General features: G+C 67.4%; 12 protein-coding genes. 7 read left to right on the top strand and 5 right to left on the bottom strand.

Annotated elements, in window-relative coordinates:
• The first annotated feature begins 43 nt into the window (after positions 1 to 43).
• Positions 44 to 2,599: an ATP-dependent Clp protease ATP-binding subunit gene (locus tag ACFXHA_RS18475; RefSeq protein ID WP_379358135.1), complete on the top strand. Its 2,556-nt coding sequence runs from the start codon at positions 44 to 46 to the stop codon at positions 2,597 to 2,599.
• 6 nt (positions 2,600 to 2,605) lie between these two features.
• On the opposite strand, the gene ACFXHA_RS18470 is transcribed toward ACFXHA_RS18475, so the two are convergent.
• On the bottom strand, positions 2,606 to 3,202 hold the full coding sequence (locus ACFXHA_RS18470) for a YbhB/YbcL family Raf kinase inhibitor-like protein (RefSeq protein ID WP_379358133.1): 597 nt from the start codon (positions 3,200 to 3,202) through the stop codon (positions 2,606 to 2,608).
• Positions 3,203 to 3,354: 152 nt separating this feature from the next.
• Between ACFXHA_RS18470 and ACFXHA_RS18465 the strand changes: the two genes are divergently transcribed.
• On the top strand, positions 3,355 to 3,858 hold the full coding sequence (locus tag ACFXHA_RS18465) for a PaaI family thioesterase (RefSeq protein ID WP_379358131.1): 504 nt from the start codon (positions 3,355 to 3,357) through the stop codon (positions 3,856 to 3,858).
• Between the two features lie 10 nt (positions 3,859 to 3,868).
• Here ACFXHA_RS18465 and ACFXHA_RS18460 read toward each other — a convergent pair whose 3' ends face one another.
• The 4 genes from ACFXHA_RS18460 to glpK (ACFXHA_RS18445) all read right to left on the bottom strand — a co-directional run bounded on the left by ACFXHA_RS18460 (position 3,869) and on the right by glpK (ACFXHA_RS18445) (position 9,762).
• Entirely contained in the window at positions 3,869 to 5,293 is a 1,425-nt protein-coding gene (locus ACFXHA_RS18460) for a WGR domain-containing protein (protein WP_379358129.1), read from the bottom strand.
• 100 nt (positions 5,294 to 5,393) lie between these two features.
• Positions 5,394 to 6,224, bottom strand: coding sequence for an MIP/aquaporin family protein (locus ACFXHA_RS18455; protein ID WP_379358127.1), 831 nt, complete (start codon positions 6,222 to 6,224; stop codon positions 5,394 to 5,396).
• Between the two features lie 279 nt (positions 6,225 to 6,503).
• Complete coding sequence (glpD, locus tag ACFXHA_RS18450; RefSeq protein WP_379358125.1) at positions 6,504 to 8,180, bottom strand: glycerol-3-phosphate dehydrogenase; 1,677 nt, start codon at positions 8,178 to 8,180, stop codon at positions 6,504 to 6,506.
• A 43-nt stretch (positions 8,181 to 8,223) separates the two neighbouring features.
• Positions 8,224 to 9,762: a glycerol kinase GlpK gene (gene glpK, locus ACFXHA_RS18445; protein ID WP_379358123.1), complete on the bottom strand. Its 1,539-nt coding sequence runs from the start codon at positions 9,760 to 9,762 to the stop codon at positions 8,224 to 8,226.
• Between the two features lie 150 nt (positions 9,763 to 9,912).
• On the opposite strand from glpK (ACFXHA_RS18445), the gene ACFXHA_RS18440 reads away from it, so the two are divergent.
• From ACFXHA_RS18440 to ACFXHA_RS18420, 5 genes are all read left to right on the top strand, one after another.
• The gene (locus ACFXHA_RS18440) at positions 9,913 to 10,677 is read left to right on the top strand and encodes an IclR family transcriptional regulator (protein ID WP_379358121.1); all 765 of its coding nucleotides are present in this window, start codon (positions 9,913 to 9,915) and stop codon (positions 10,675 to 10,677) included.
• Positions 10,674 to 12,188: a glycerol kinase GlpK gene (glpK, locus tag ACFXHA_RS18435; RefSeq protein WP_379358119.1), complete on the top strand. Its 1,515-nt coding sequence runs from the start codon at positions 10,674 to 10,676 to the stop codon at positions 12,186 to 12,188. The genes ACFXHA_RS18440 and glpK (ACFXHA_RS18435) overlap by 4 nt, the downstream gene beginning before the upstream one ends.
• 10 nt (positions 12,189 to 12,198) lie before the next feature.
• Positions 12,199 to 13,032: a DUF72 domain-containing protein gene (locus ACFXHA_RS18430; protein WP_379358117.1), complete on the top strand. Its 834-nt coding sequence runs from the start codon at positions 12,199 to 12,201 to the stop codon at positions 13,030 to 13,032.
• Positions 13,033 to 13,082: 50 nt separating this feature from the next.
• The gene (locus ACFXHA_RS18425) at positions 13,083 to 13,799 is read left to right on the top strand and encodes an ArsR/SmtB family transcription factor (protein ID WP_379358115.1); all 717 of its coding nucleotides are present in this window, start codon (positions 13,083 to 13,085) and stop codon (positions 13,797 to 13,799) included.
• A 64-nt stretch (positions 13,800 to 13,863) separates the two neighbouring features.
• Complete coding sequence (locus ACFXHA_RS18420; RefSeq protein ID WP_379358113.1) at positions 13,864 to 15,204, top strand: MFS transporter; 1,341 nt, start codon at positions 13,864 to 13,866, stop codon at positions 15,202 to 15,204.
• Positions 15,205 to 15,268: the final 64 nt, after the last annotated feature.

The following is a 15,268-nucleotide window of genomic DNA, read 5'->3' as shown; positions in this document are numbered from 1 at the left end:
CCCGAGCCGCGAGGTGACCATGACCCAGGGTTGGCCCAGTTCGATGGGATCCTTCGATTCCTTCGACGACATCTTCAGCCGCTTCTTCGGATCCGGAATGTCCCGCCAGCCCCCGGTGCAACGCATCGATCTGACGCGTTTGCTGAGCGAGAGCGCCAAACAGATCGTGGAGGACGCGCGGCAGGCCGCGCACGACTGGGGCAGCGCCGAGATCACCCCGGAACACCTGCTCTACGCCGCCGCCGCGGTCGAACCGTCCAAGAGCATCATCGCCGAAATCGGCAGGGAGCCCGAGCAACTGCGCAAGCAGATGCAGACTGCCGCGGGCAGCGGCGTCGGCGCGCACGGCGACGATCACGCGCTGGCCTTGAGCCCGGGTGCGAAGCTCGCCCTGCGCACCGCGCAGCGCAGTGCCGCCGAGGCGGGCAGCAGCTACATCGGTCCCGAGCACATCCTGCTCGGCATCGCCGGTGTGCACGAGAGTCCGGCCGCACAGGCCCTGGCGAGCACCAAGATGCCCGCGGCCGCCACCGCCGCGAAGGAGCCCTCGGAAACCCCGACCCTCGACGAGTACGGCCGTGACCTCACCGCCGAAGCCCGTGCGGGCAAGGTGGACCCGGTGGTCGGGCGGGCCGAGGAGATCGAGCAGACCGTCGAAATCCTTTCCCGCCGTCGCAAGAACAATCCGGTGCTCATCGGCGATCCCGGTGTCGGTAAGACCGCCATCGTGGAGGGCCTGGCCCAGCGCATCGTCAATGGCGATGTCCCCGAGACGCTCGCGGACCGCCGCGTCATCGCGCTGGATGTGAGCGCCATGGTGGCGGGCAGCAAGTATCGCGGCGAATTCGAGGAGCGGCTCACCAAGGTGCTCGACGAAGTGCGCGAGCACTCCGACGAATTGGTGGTCTTCATCGACGAACTGCACACCATCGTGGGCGCGGGCGGCGGTGGCGACGGTTCGATGGACGCGGGAAACATGCTCAAACCCGCGCTGGCCCGCGGCGAACTGCATGCCATCGGCGCGACCACCATCGACGAATACCGTCGCTACATCGAGAAGGACGCCGCGCTCGAGCGCCGCTTCCAGCCCGTCATGGTGTCCGAGCCGTCGGTGGCCGACACCATCGAGATCCTGCGCGGGCTCGCCGACGTGTACGAGGAGCATCACCAGGTGCGCTACCTGGACGAGGCGCTGATCGCGGCGGCCGAACTGTCCGACCGCTACCTGACCGACCGGTTCATGCCGGACAAGGCGATCGATCTGGTGGATCAGGCGGGCGCGCGGGTGCGGCTGCGCGAGCGCACCCCCGATCCGAAGGTTCGGGAGCTGGAAGACAAGCTCGCGCACCTGAATCGGGAGAAGGACGCCGCCGTCGCGGCCGAGGATTACGAGAAGGCCAACAAAATCAAGGCCGAAATCGCGAAGACCGAGCGCAAGACCGCCGACGAGGTGGACCGCACTTCGATCCCGACGGTGGAGATGACGGATATTGCCGAGGTGGTGTCGCGGCGCACCGGCATCCCGGTCGCCGACCTCACCACCGAGGAGCGCGCGAAACTGCTGAAGCTGGAACAGGATCTGCACAAGCGGGTGATCGGCCAGGAAGAGGCCATCGTGGCGGTGGCCGAGGCGGTGCGCCGCGCCCGCGCCGGATTGGGCGACCCCGGCCGGCCCATCGGTTCGTTCCTGTTCCTCGGCCCCACCGGCGTCGGCAAGACCGAACTCGCGAAGGCGTTGGCGCAGGCCGTGTTCGGCGACGAGGACCGGCTCATCCGCTTCGATATGAGCGAGTTCCAGGAGAAGCACACGGTGTCGCGGCTGGTCGGCGCGCCGCCCGGATACGTCGGCTACGACGATGCCGCCCAGCTCACCGACAAGGTACGGCGGCAGCCATATTCGGTGATTCTGTTCGACGAGGTCGAGAAGGCGCATCCGGACGTGTTCAACGTGCTGCTGCAGCTGCTCGACGACGGCCGTGTCACCGATTCCAAGGGCCGCACCGTCGATTTCAAGAACACCATCGTCATCCTCACCAGCAATATCGGCTCCGACCTCATCCTGAGCGCCAAAGACGGTGAGCTGGAATCGATCACACCGCAGCTGGAGGAGCGCCTGCGCAAGCAGTTCCGCCCCGAATTCCTCAACCGCCTCGACGAGCAGATCATCTTCCACCGCCTCGACAAGGCCCAACTGCGCACCATTGTCGACCTGGTCCTCGACGGCACCCGCCGCCGCCTGCACGCCCAGGACATCGCCCTCGATGTCTCCGACAAGGCCATGGATTGGCTGGCGGACAACGGATATCAGCCCGAATTCGGTGCCCGCCCGCTACGCCGTACGGTCCAGAAGCAACTCGACAACGCCCTGTCGCGCAAGCTGCTCGAGGGCTCGCTGGCCCCCGGCGACACGGTCCGCATCGACGCCGACGACAACGGCCTGCAGATCGAGGCCATCCACCACACCGGCGGCAAGAAGACCGACGCCACCATCACCGAGGAATCCATCCTCAGCGTCGGCAAGGACAAGTCCAAGCCGAATGCCAAGAGCGCCAACGGCAATGGCCACGGCAAGAGCAAAGCGTCCAGCGGCAAACGCTGACCTCGCTCACTGCTGGGCGGTCACGGTCATCCGGGCGTAGCCGAGGATGCGGTGGTAGAGCGCGAACGCGGCCAGGGCCGGCGGCGTAGTGGCGGGCAGACCGAGAGTCGGAGTGTCCAAGGCCAGCACCGTGATCCAGTAGTGGTGCAGGCCGTCGCCGGTGGGCGGGCAGGGGCCGAGGTAGCCCGCCATGCCGAGGTCGTTGGTGCCGGAGACGGCATTCGGGGCGGCGGTCAGGTCGGTGGCGGTCGCGGGGATATCCCAGGTCAGCCAGTGCCACAGGCCGCTGCCGGTGGGCGCGTCCACGTCGAACATGGTGACCGCGAAACTCTTCGCGTCGGCGGGCGCGCCCGACCATTGTACTTTCGGGGCCTGATTGCCGCCGGTGCAACCGTTCGAGTTGGCCCATTGGCCCTGCGGCATGGCCTGCCCGTCCTTCAGGTCCGGGCTGACGACCTCGAACTTCTTGGCGGAATTCGGGATGCCCGATCGAACCGTGAGAGCGGCCGGTGTCGTGGTGGAGTGGTCGGAGCCGCAGGCCGTGGTCCCGGCTGCGATCAGGATGCCGATAACGGCGGCCATGCGGCGAGCGATGCGGTTCATGACGTTCTCTCGGAGTAGATCCGATGTCTGACCCGGGTATTCTCGCACCGCTGTCAGAATGTGGAACCGAATTCCCAATACATGGAACCCGGTCGGTTATTCGACCCGTACCGATGCCTCACCCGGTTTCGAATCTGGGTTAACTTATCGGTATGGAGAAAGATCGCGCCGTCGCGCCGCTGCCCCTGGGGGACCTGCTCGCCGAGGGCCCTTTCCCGCCGCACCACGCCCACTGCTACGGCTGCGGACCCTCGAACCCGGCCTCGCCGCGGATCGCCTTCGAGCGTCGCGGTGACACCGTCCGTGGCACTTTCACCATGGATGAGCGGCATCAGGGCGCGCCCGGCGTCGCGCACGGCGGCATTATCGCGGCGGCCCTGGACGAAGCCTCCGGCTCGATCCTGATGCCCCTGCGGTTGTCGGCCGTCACCGTGAAACTCGACGTCACGTTCTCCGCCCCCGCCCGCCTGAACCGGGAATTGGTGGTCACTTCGCTGCTGCGTGCCCGGGAGGGCCGCAAATTCTTCATCGACAGCACGCTGACCGATGGCGACACCGTCATCGCCACCGGCCAGGCCATTTTCGTCGAGGTCGGCCCCGAGCACTTTCACCGTCTGGGCGCGACCCCCGGCGAATTGTCCAGCGTAGGAGCCTGATCCGGCCTGCTCAGCGCAGCTTACGGATGTCGCCGCGCACCCGGTAGAACCCGCCGCGCGCCGACTCGGAGACCGCGTCGACCACGTACCGCACCCCGGCCTCGCGAATCTCGCGGGGGAACTGCACATTCCAGCCGCGCTGGTAGCCGTCCGACACCACGTGCACGCGCAGGTGCGTACCCTCCTGGACGCATTCGACCACGATGCCGTTCCCGGCGTCGGCGGTCACCTCCACGGTGGCGCTGGGGGCCACGGCCGACATCTCGGGGGCCTTGATCGACAGGGTCTCCGGCAGCACACCCTGCTCGGCATTGCCGATGGCGGGCTGACTGACATCCAGGCAGGCGAGGGTGCCGTTGGTGGTGACCAGATACAGCTTCTCGTCGTGGTACTGCATGGAATACGCCGACCCACAGCCGGTGGCCAGCTTCCACAGCCGCTTGCCTTCGGCATCGAAGCAGTACACGGACGAATGGTTGTCACCGGCGAAGACGTATCGACCGTCCGGTGAAGTGGCACAGGAGAATACGGCCGCGTCGCACTGATAGGTCCGCTCGGCCTGCCCGTCCTTGGCCACCATGCGTACCTGCCGATGCGCGGTGCCCGCGTACACGGCGTCGGTCTCCTGCCACCCGAACAGCACCGAGCCGGCGGTGCCGACATGCCATTTCTGGTCGCCGGTGGCCAGCCCGTAGGCGGTGACACCGTTCGAATGCCCGTGGTACACACCGTCTTTGTCGATGCGCACCATCCATCCGGCATTACCGCTGGAGCGTCGCGTCCACAGCGACTCCTCCTCGTGGTCGATGACCGTCAGCCCACCCTGCCGATCGGCGACGCCGAGGATGCCGTCGTGGATGTCGAGCCAGTAGATGTCGACGTCGGCGGCGATATCGTAGGCCGCCCGCGGCACCTTCCCGGACAGGTCGTACACGCGCCCGTCGTCGCAGCCCGCGTAGATCCAGAAGTCGTCGGCCACAATGCATTTCACGCCATCGGGCAGCTTGAAATGCCCGGTCACCTCGCCGCCCGGGGTCAGCGTGAAGACGTCTCCGCGCTGATTGCCGACCAGGCAGCGCTCGGCGTCGGCGAAGATTCCGAACGCGGGCGCACCCGAATCGAAGGTCCACAGCACGGGGGCCTTCTTCGCGGTCGAACGCTGGCTGACGATGGCCCGCCGCGTGATCGGCCGCTTTCCCCGCACTCCCATCACCGCCGGTGCGTAGCCCTTGCGGGTCTTCTCTGCGATCTTCTTGGCCGCCGCCGCGCGTGCTTTCTCTTCTGTCGCATAGTTACTCGACGATTTCTGCCCCGCATCCCCGATGCGTCCGTACCGGACCGTCACGCCGGTCCCCGCGACGACGATCTCGTAGAACTTGTGTGCCGAACCGCTGTCCTCCGACAGCTCCAGGTAAGTGGTTTCCCCGCCGCTCATATCTTGCTCCCCGCGTCGAACTTGGTATGACGCGAAAACTAACAAGGCCCACCGACATTCGGCGTTCGCCGAGGTCGATGGGCCTTGGAGGGGGAGGGGACTACATGTACCACTGGGCCACGAGGCCCGCGAGCGCGCCGCCGACGAGCGGACCGAGCACGGGGACCCACGCGTAGGACCAGTCGGCGTTCTTCTCGGTGGAGGAGACCGGGTCGCCCGGGTTCTCCTCGATGACGCGCTGGGCCGCGCCGCCCGCCGCGACGGTCGCCGGAATCCGTTCCGGTGCAACGCTCGCCGCGCGACGGGTGGGGAGCAGGGCGTAGGCAATGCGGGGCCCGAGGTCGCGGGCCGGGTTGATGGCATAGCCGGTCGGGCCGCCGAGCGACGCGCCGATGCCGACCACCAGCAGGGCCGCCGCCAGCGGGCCGAGGCCGCTGGGGGTCTTACCGAAGGCGAGGATGACGAAGACCAGCGCGAAGGTGGCGATGACCTCGGTGAGGAAGTTCCACTTGTAGGAGCGGATGGCCGGGCCGGTGGCGAATACGCCCAGCTTCTTGCCCTCGTCGGGCTCCTCGTCGAAATGCTTCTTGTAGACCACGTACGCGGCGCACGCGCCGAGGAATGCGCCGACCAGCTGACCCGACAGGTAGGCAACGGTATTGGTGAAATTCACCTCGATACCGGGGGCGTATTCCTTCGCGCCCGAGAACAGATTGCCGATGGTGACCGCCGGATTCAGGTGACCGCCGGTCTTGTAGGCGACATACACGCCGCCGAAAACGCCCAGGCCCCACCCGAAGGTGATGAGCAGCCAGCCGCCGTCGAAGCCTTTCGATTTGGCCAGCACCACATTGGCAACCACGCCTGCGCCCAGGAGTATCAGTACCCCGGTGCCCAATGCTTCACTGACAAAAATAGAGCTGAAGCCCATTGATTCGCCTTCCGATCGGCGTCCGATGCCACTCTGAACCGGATTCTCTTATCCACCGTTCAGCAAATATCTAGAAACACGCTAAAGGGTGAGGGACGTCGGACACAAGTCCAACAGGCCGGTAATTTCGTGATTCCGAAAACGCCGACGCCGTGCCGGAAATGCTTCCGGCACGGCGCTTTTCATGAATCGGGAGACGGCTTCGACGCCGCGCGGCAACAGGTCCGCGCGACGTCGAAACGCCTTGCTATGGAGTTCGGAAACGCCTTGCTATGGAGTTCAGGCGGTGGCGATCAGGCGAGCGGTATTGGCCGCCTCGTCGTCGTTCTCCTCATTGGCGGCCAGCTCGGCGTGCACGCGATCGAAGTACCGGTTGATCTCGGTGTTGGTGCGCTCGTCGGTCCAGCCCAGGTGCGGGGCGATGAGCCGGGCGATCTCCGGGGCCGCCTTCAGGCCGCGGTCGGGCACCTCGATGGAGATGCGGGTGCGGCGGGTGAGCAGGTCGTCCAGGTGCAGCGCGCCCTCGTGGGTGGCGGCGTAGACGGCCTCGGCCCCGATGTAGTCCTCCGCGCCCGGAATCGGTTCGCGCAGTGCGGGAACCGCGGCGATGAGGTCGAAGATCTCCTCCGACAGCGAGCCGTAGCGGCCCAGCAGGTGCTCCACGGTCTCGACCGGAAGTTCGGCCCGCGCGGCCACATCGGCGACGGTGTCGAGCATGTCCTGGTAGCCGACCGCGCCCAGGATGGGCAGGCTCGCGGTCACCGACGGCGCGACATCGCTGCCGAGACGCTCGGCGGCGGCGTCGACCACGTCGGCGGCCATCACCCGGTAGGTGGTGTACTTGCCGCCCGCGATCACGAACAGACCCGGGGCCGGCTCGGCGACCGCGTGCTCACGCGAGAGCTTGGAGGTCTCCTTGTTCGCGCCGGTCATCAGCGGCCGCAGGCCCGCGTAGGTGCCGACGATGTCGGCCCGCGTAAGCGGTTCGCGCAGCAGCGAATTGACGTGGTCGAGGATGTACTGCACATCCCCGGCGGTGGCGGTCGGGTGGTTCTTGTCCAGCGACCAGTCGGTGTCGGTGGTGCCGATGATCCAGTGCTCGGCCCACGGGATCACGAACAGCACGGACTTCTCGGTCTTCATGGCGATACCGCTGCCCATATCCAGCTTCTCGCGCGGCACCATGATGTGCACGCCCTTGGACATGCGCACGTGGAACGGGAAGTCGACGCCGGTCATCTTGATCATGTCGTCGGTCCACACGCCGGTCGCCGAGATCACGGTCTTGGCCCGGATGCTGTGCTCCAGACCGGTTTCCAGATCCATCACCTTCGCGCCCACGACCTTCTCGCCGTCGCGCAGCAGCCCGGTGACCTTGGTGCGGGTCAGCACGGTCGCGCCGTGCTGGGCGGCGGTGCGGGCGATCGTCATGGTGTGGCGCGCGTCGTCGACCTGCGCGTCGTAGTAGCGGATGGCGCCCGTCATGGCGTCTTCCTTGAGCGCCGGGGCCAATTCCAGTGCCTTGGAACGGCTCAGGTGCCGGTGCATCGGGACCGAGCGCGCGCCGCCCAGGGTGTCGTACAGGGCGATGCCCGCGCCGATGTAGAAGCGCTCGTAATGCTTCTGCAGCGGGAACAGGAACGAGACCGGGTGCACCAGGTGCGGGGCCAGCTTGTTGAGCAGCAGCCCGCGCTCGCGCAAAGCCTCACGGACCAAGGCGAAGTCGTACTGCTCGAGGTAGCGCAGGCCACCGTGGATGAGCTTGGAGGAACGGCTGGAGGTACCGGCGGCGAAGTCGCGCGCCTCGACCAGGGTGACGGACAGACCGCGCGAGGCGGCATCCAGGGCCGCGCCCGCTCCGGTCACTCCACCACCGATCACGAGCACGTCGATTTCGGTGTCGCCGAGCGAATCAATCGCCCGGGCGCGGTAGGCGGGATCCAATTGTGCGGACACGAAATACTCCTTGTGATCGGTGATGTGAGTCTGTGGGGACCGCTCAGCGGTGCTGGTCGTCGTCATCGTCGAGATCGACCCAATCGAGGGTGCGCGAGACGGCCTTGAGCCAGCGCGCGTAACCCTTCTGCCGTGCCTGTTCGGTCATGGTGGGCTGCCAGTTCTTGTCCTCGTGCCAGTTGGCGACGAGTTCGTCTGTGCTGGACCAGAATCCGACCGCGAGACCGGCGGCGTAGGCCGCGCCGAGCGCGGTGGTCTCCGCGACCACCGGGCGCGAGACCGGGACGCCGAGGAAGTCGGCCTGGATCTGCATGGCCAGTTCGTTGGAGGTGACACCGCCGTCGACGCGCAGCGTGTCGAGCTTGACCCCGGAGTCCTGCTGCATGGCCTCGACCACGTCGCGGGTCTGGTAGCAGATGGATTCCAGTGTGGCCCTGGCGATGTGGGCGTTATTGCTGAAGCGGGACAGGCCGACGATCGCGCCGCGCGCGTCCGCTCGCCAGTACGGGGCGAACAGGCCGGAGAAGGCGGGAACGAAGTACACGCCGCCGTTGTCGGGCACCTGAAGCGCAAGGGCCTCAACGCGTTCCGCGCCCGAGATGATGCCGAGCTGGTCGCGCAGCCACTGCACGGCCGACCCGGTGACGGCGATGGAACCCTCCAGCGCGTACACCGGCTTCTCATCGCCGAACTGGTAGGCGACGGTGGTCAGCAGGCCGTGCTTGGAGTGCACGATCTCCGTACCGGTATTGAGCATGAGGAAGTTACCGGTGCCGTAGGTGTTCTTGGCCTCGCCCGGCCGGAAGCAGACCTGACCGACGGTCGCGGCCTGCTGGTCGCCCAGCACACCGGTGATCTTGACCGCGCCCTTGAGCGGGCCGTCGGGGTAGCTGGTGCCGAAGCCCTCCGGGTTCGAGGACGGCGCGATGCGCGGCAGCATGGCCTTCGGCACATCGAACAGGGCGAGCAATTCGTCGTCCCAGTCCAGGGTTTCGAGATCCATCAGCATGGTGCGCGAGGCATTGGTGGGGTCGGTGACGTGCACGCCACCGTGCACACCGCCGGTGAGGTTCCAGATCAACCAGGTGTCGGGGGTGCCGAAGAGGGCGTCGCCGTTCTCCGCGTCCGCCCGTACGCCCGGGACATTGTCGAGGATCCACTTGAGTTTGCCGCCGGAGAAGTACGGCGCGGGCGGCAGACCGGCCCGCTGACGAATGAGATCGCCCTTGCCCGCCTTGTCGATCTCGGCGACGATGCGATCGGTGCGGGTGTCCTGCCAGACGATGGCGTTGTAGTACGGGACGCCGGTGCGGCGGTCCCAGACGATGGTGGTCTCGCGCTGATTGGTGACGCCGACGGCGACCAGATCCGCTGCGGTGAGGCGGGCGCCGGCGAGGGCGCTCTTGATGACGGTACGGGTGCGCTCCCAGATCTCCGCCGGGTTGTGCTCGACCCAGCCTGCCTGCGGAAGAATCTGTTCATGCTCGAGCTGATGGCGGGCAACCACATTGCCGCCGTGATCGAACACCATGAATCGCGTGGAGGTCGTGCCTTGGTCGATGGCTCCGACGTACTGCGTCATCGCGGTCCTTTCCACCAAACTCGTCGTTGAGTCCGTCTGCGCTGGTGGGCCTGGGTTCAGCAAGCCCGACGTCCACGCTACGAAGTGAAAGGGCGCTAAGACAGGCGACGCGTTCGACAATGCCGAACGGTTTGCTGATAGGTTACGGGCATGCCGGGACCGATTCAGTCGATCGAGCGTGCCGCGGCCATTCTGCGGCTACTCGCCCGCGGGTCCGGGCGCATGGGAGTGGGGGAGATCGCCGCGGCTCTCGGACTGGCCAAGCCGACCGCGCACGGCATTCTGCGGACGCTGCAGGGCGTGGGGTTCGTGGATCAGGACGCGGGGAGCGGCAAATATCAATTGAGTCCCGCGCTGTCCGATCTCGGGGCCGGGCGGCTGGACGCCAACGAACTGCGCTCGCGAGCCATCAACCGGGCCGACGCGCTGGCCGCCCGCAGCGGGGAATCGGTGCGGATCGCCGCGGACGTGGACGGGGGAGTCGTGGTGATCCACCACGTGTTCCGGCCCGACAACACCGAACAGGAACTGACCGTCGGCGAGGAACTGCCGCCGCACGCCACGGCGCTGGGCAAGGTGCTGCTGGCCTACGACACGGAACTGGCGGACGCGGTCGAGGACAGCGGGTTGCCCGCGCTCACCCATCGCACCATCACCGATCCGATCACCGTGCGCCGCGCCATTTCCGAGGTGCGGCGTACCGGCTGGGCGGGGGAGATCGGCGAATACCGTTCCGGCGAGGCTGGAGTCGCCGCGCCGATTCGCTCCCGAGGTGGTTTGGTGGTCGGTGCGATAGGCATCAGCGGGCCGATAGATCGGCTCTGCGACGGGCAACTGCACTTCCGGCCCGCGCCGATCGCCCAGGTTCGCGACGCGGCGGCCGCTGTCTCACGCGATCTCGGAGGCTCACAATGACGCAGAAGTACGTGCTGGCCATCGATCAGGGCACCACCTCGACCCGGGCCATCCTCTTCGATCAGCGGGCCCGATTGACCGGGGTGGCGCAGCGCGAACACAAGCAGCACTATCCGCGGCCGGGGTGGATGGAACAGGACGCGCTGGAGATCTGGCGCAATGTGGAGCGCATCGTGCCTGCGGCACTGCGGGATTCGGGGATCACCCTGGAACAGGTGGCGGCCGTCGGGATCGCGAATCAGCGCGAGACCACGGTGGTGTGGGATCGGAACACCGGGACGCCCATCGGCCGGGCCATCGTGTGGCAGGACGTGCGCACCGAGGAGCTCGTCGAACAGATGCGGGAATCGGCTGGGGCGGAACGGATCCGGGAACTGTGCGGGCTGCCGCTGGCCACCTACTTCGCCGCGCCGCGGCTGCGCTGGCTGCTGGATCGCACGCCGGGGCTCCGTGAGCGGGCCGAGCGCGGCGAGGTGCTGTTCGGGACCATGGAGACCTGGCTGATCTGGAATCTCACCGGGGGAGCCGATCACGGGATCCACGTCACCGATGTCACCAATGCCGGGCGCACGCTGCTGATGAACCTGTCCACACTGGAGTGGGACGCGGAACTGTTGCGGTTCTTCGATATTCCGCGCGCCATGCTGCCCGACATCCAGCCTTCCACCGGTGAATTCGGGACGGCGCGGCGGGTGCTGCCGGGGGTGCGGATCGCGGCGGCGCTCGGCGATCAGCACGCTGCGCTGTTCGGTCAGACCTGTTTCGCGCCGGGGGAGACCGAATGCACCTATGGCACAGGCGGATTCCTGCTCATGAACACCGGGCGCGAACTGGTGCGCTCCGAGCACGGGCTGCTCACCACCATCGGCTATCAGGTGGGGCCGGAACCGGTGTACGCGCTGGAGGGGCCGATCGCGGTCACCGGGTCGCTGGTGCAGTGGCTGCGCGACAATATCGGGCTCATCGCCAGCGCGCCGGAGATCGAAACCCTCGCGGGCACAGTCGAAGACAATGGCGGCTGCTACCTGGTGCCCGCCTTCTCCGGCCTCTACGCACCGCACTGGCGCAGTGATGCGCGCGGCCTGCTGATCGGGCTCACTTCGTATATCACCAAGGGACACATCGCCCGTGCGGTGTTGGAGGCGACGGCCTGGCAGACCCGCGACGTCCTCGAAGCCATGAACGCCGACTCCGGACTGCAGGCCCAGGCCCTGCGGGTGGCGGGCGGCATGACGTCGGACAACCTGCTCATGCAGATCATCGCCGATGTCCTCGATATCCCGGTGATGCGGCCCATCGTGGCCGAGACCGTCTCGCTCGGCGCGGCCTACGCGGCAGGCCTCGCGGTCGGTTATTGGCCGGATCTCGAGGGCCTGCGCCACAATTGGCGCGTCGCCGCGCAGTGGGTGCCGCGCATGGACCCCACCCTGCGGGCCGAGGAATACGAGAACTGGACTCGGGCGGTAAAGCTTACCTACGGTTGGCTGCGGCCCCGGAAGTCATTGACATAATGTGACAGGTATGCGGCTTTTTGTCGGTTGCGCAATGTGGCAACACCCGGACTGGCAGGAGAAGCCGCTACCCCCGGCCGAGCGCCTGCGCGACTACTCCTCGCACTGCAACGCGGTGGAGGGCAACACCACCTTCTACGCCGTCCCGCAACGCCGCACCGTCCAATCCTGGGCCCGCCAAACCGATCCCGACTTCCGCTTCGTGATGAAGCTGCCCCGCACCATCACCCACGACCGCCGCCTCACCGGCATCGACGACGAGATGGCGCACTTCCTCGACGCCATCGAGCCGCTGGGCCGCCGCCTGCACGCCCTGTGGGTGCAGCTGCCCGCTTCGTTCACCAACCTCCCCGCCCTTGCCGAGCTCTTGGAGGGCCTGCCCGCGCACTATCGTTGCGCCGTCGAGATCCGCCACCCCGTCTTCTTCGAAAACCCGCGCGCCACAGCGCAGCTGGAGTCGATGCTGGAGGCGGTCAACGCGGAATGGGTCAGTTTCGACACCACGGTCCTGTTCACCGGGCCCGCCGCCAGCCCCGCCGAATACGAGGCCCGGGTCAAGAAACCCAACAACCCCCGCCGCAGCCGGGCCCTCACCGAATTCCCGATGGTCCGCTACCACGGCCGCGACGACCCCGCCGCCACCATCGCCGGCTGGCAGCCCTGGATCGACACCACCGTCGCCTGGCTGCGCGAGGGCCGCTCACCGACCATCTTCATCCACACCCCCGACAACGCCACCGCCCGCACCCTGGCCCGCCGCTTCCACGCCGAAGTCCGCTCCCACCTCCCGCAACTCGACCCCCTCCCGGACCCCCTCCCCACCGATCCGATGACCCTGTTCTGACGCGGGACGGTTCGGCCGGTGCCGAAATGTTCGAGCGGCAGACTGGACCCATGGAACCGATCAGAGACGGCGACGTGGATGTCTCCGCTGTCGCACGACTGCTGGCCGACCCGGCCCGGGCCCGGATGCTGACCGTGCTGGCCGATGGCCGAGCCCAGCCCGCCGGTGAGCTGGCACGGGCCGGTGGCGTGAGTGCGGCCACGGCGAGCGAGCACCTCGCGAAGCTGGTCGACCAGGGCTGGCTCACAGTGGAGAAGGCAGGCCGCCACCGCTACTACAGCATTGCGCTGCCGGAGGTAGTCCAGGTCCTCGAGGCGATGGCCCTCATCTCCCCGGTCCAACCCGTCCGCTCGCTACGTGGCGCACGCGTCCACCGCGATCTCCGAGTCGCTCGCACCTGCTACGACCACCTGGCCGGTGCGGTCGGGGTGGCGGTCTTCGACTCGCTGAGCGGCAGCGGAACCCTCGACATGATCGGCGGTCGCTGGACAGCGGCGGGCCCGCACCCCCTCCTGAGCGAGTTGGGTATCAGCGCAACGGATTCCCACCGGTTCGGTCGCCGAACGGCGGTCCGCATCTGCGTGGACTGGTCCGAGCGCCGTCACCACCTGTCAGGCGGCCTGGGCGCTCTGCTGCTCCAGCGAATGATCGACGAAAAGTGGTGTGCCCCAGGCAAAACCCCGCGCGCTATCTCTTTCACCCCCCACGGCTGGCAAGCCTTGCACCGAACCCTGGGCGTCGACACCACAACCCTGCGAAGCGCCTAACCCCCTCTCGTGCCGTGGGGATGGTTCGGTTCGGGCCGAAGGGATTTCGCACCAGGCTTGGGGCATGACCCGGACATTGGAACCGACCCGCGCCGCGAGCGGAGGGCTCGCGTTGACCGCGATCTCGGCGGGGTATTTTCTCGTCATTCTCGACACCACCATTGTTGCGATCGCGCTGGATCGGATGGCGGTCGGGTTGCACACCACGGTGGCGGGGCTGGAGTGGGTGGTGGACGGGTATACCGTCACGCTCGCGGCACTGCTCATGGCGGGGGGTGGGCTGGCCGATCGGTTCGGTGCTCGTCGTTCGTTTCAGGTGGGGTTGGCGTTCTTCGGGGTTGCCTCGTTGGCTTGCGCTGCCGCGCCCACCGTCGCGGTGCTGGTGGCCGCCCGAATTCTGCAGGGAATCGGTGCGGCGCTGCTGATTCCGGCCTCGCTGGCACTCATCCGCCACACCTACCCCGATCCGAAGGACCGCGCCCGCGCCACCGGGATCTGGGGTGCGATCGGCTCCACAGCGGCCAGTTGCGGGCCGGTGCTCGGCGGTGTGCTTTCCGAAAACATCGGCTGGCCTGCGATTTTCGCTGTTAACGTGCCCATCTGCGCGCTGGCGGCGGTGCTCCTGAATCGCACCGTGCCGCCGGTTCTCGGTGCCGCACAACCAATTCCGGTGTTCGGTCAGGCTGCCGCCGCCCTTGCGGTGGCAGGTGTCACGGCGACCGCGATCCTTGCGGGCGCGCGTCCGGTACCACCGGGGCCTCTGACGGTCGCCGTGGTGGCCGCGGTCGCTGGGCTGCTGCTGGGCGTGCACGCTGCTCGTTCCGGAAAAGGATTGCTGCCCAACAGTCTTCGCCGTTCGCACGCCTTCGTCGGCAGCTCGCTGATCGGCTTCGCCCAGAACTTCGGCTTCTACGGTCAGCTGTTCGTGATCAGTCTCTTCTTCCAGCGGTCCCTGCACTATTCGCCTACCACCGCAGGTCTCGCGCTGCTTCCGGAGATGGCGATCGGGATTGTGGGCTCCGCGCTTGGTGGCCGGATGACCGCGCGCTACGGGCCGCGGCGGGTCATCCTGATCGGCATGTCCACGGGTGCGGCGGGCCTGTTCGGCCTGGGCTGCGTCGGGCCGCACACCCCGTACCCGGTCATCGCGATCGCTTTGTTGCTCACCGGATTCGGGATGGCCTTGACCATGCCTGCCGCGACCAGCCTGACCGTCTCGGCCGCCGGACCCGCGCACACCGGCCTGGCGGCGGCAGCCTTCAACGCCGCCCGTCAGTTCGGCTCGGCCTTGGGCGTGGCAGTTCTGGCGTCTCTGATGACCCTTACCACCGGCCTCGCGCTTCCCTTGGCGACCGCCGCGCTGGTCTACCTGACCGCAGCGATCTGCTCCCGCCGCATCCCTTGACCCCGGAATGCCGAGTGGCGGCTAGGCCGGGGGGGCAGCCCCCAACGCCGACAGGGGGGAAGAA

This window comes from Nocardia sp. NPDC059240 (assembly GCF_042753865.1).
In the GTDB taxonomy this organism is placed as follows: Bacteria; Actinomycetota; Actinomycetes; order Mycobacteriales; family Mycobacteriaceae; genus Nocardia.
This window is presented reverse-complemented; position numbering and strand designations above follow the sequence as displayed.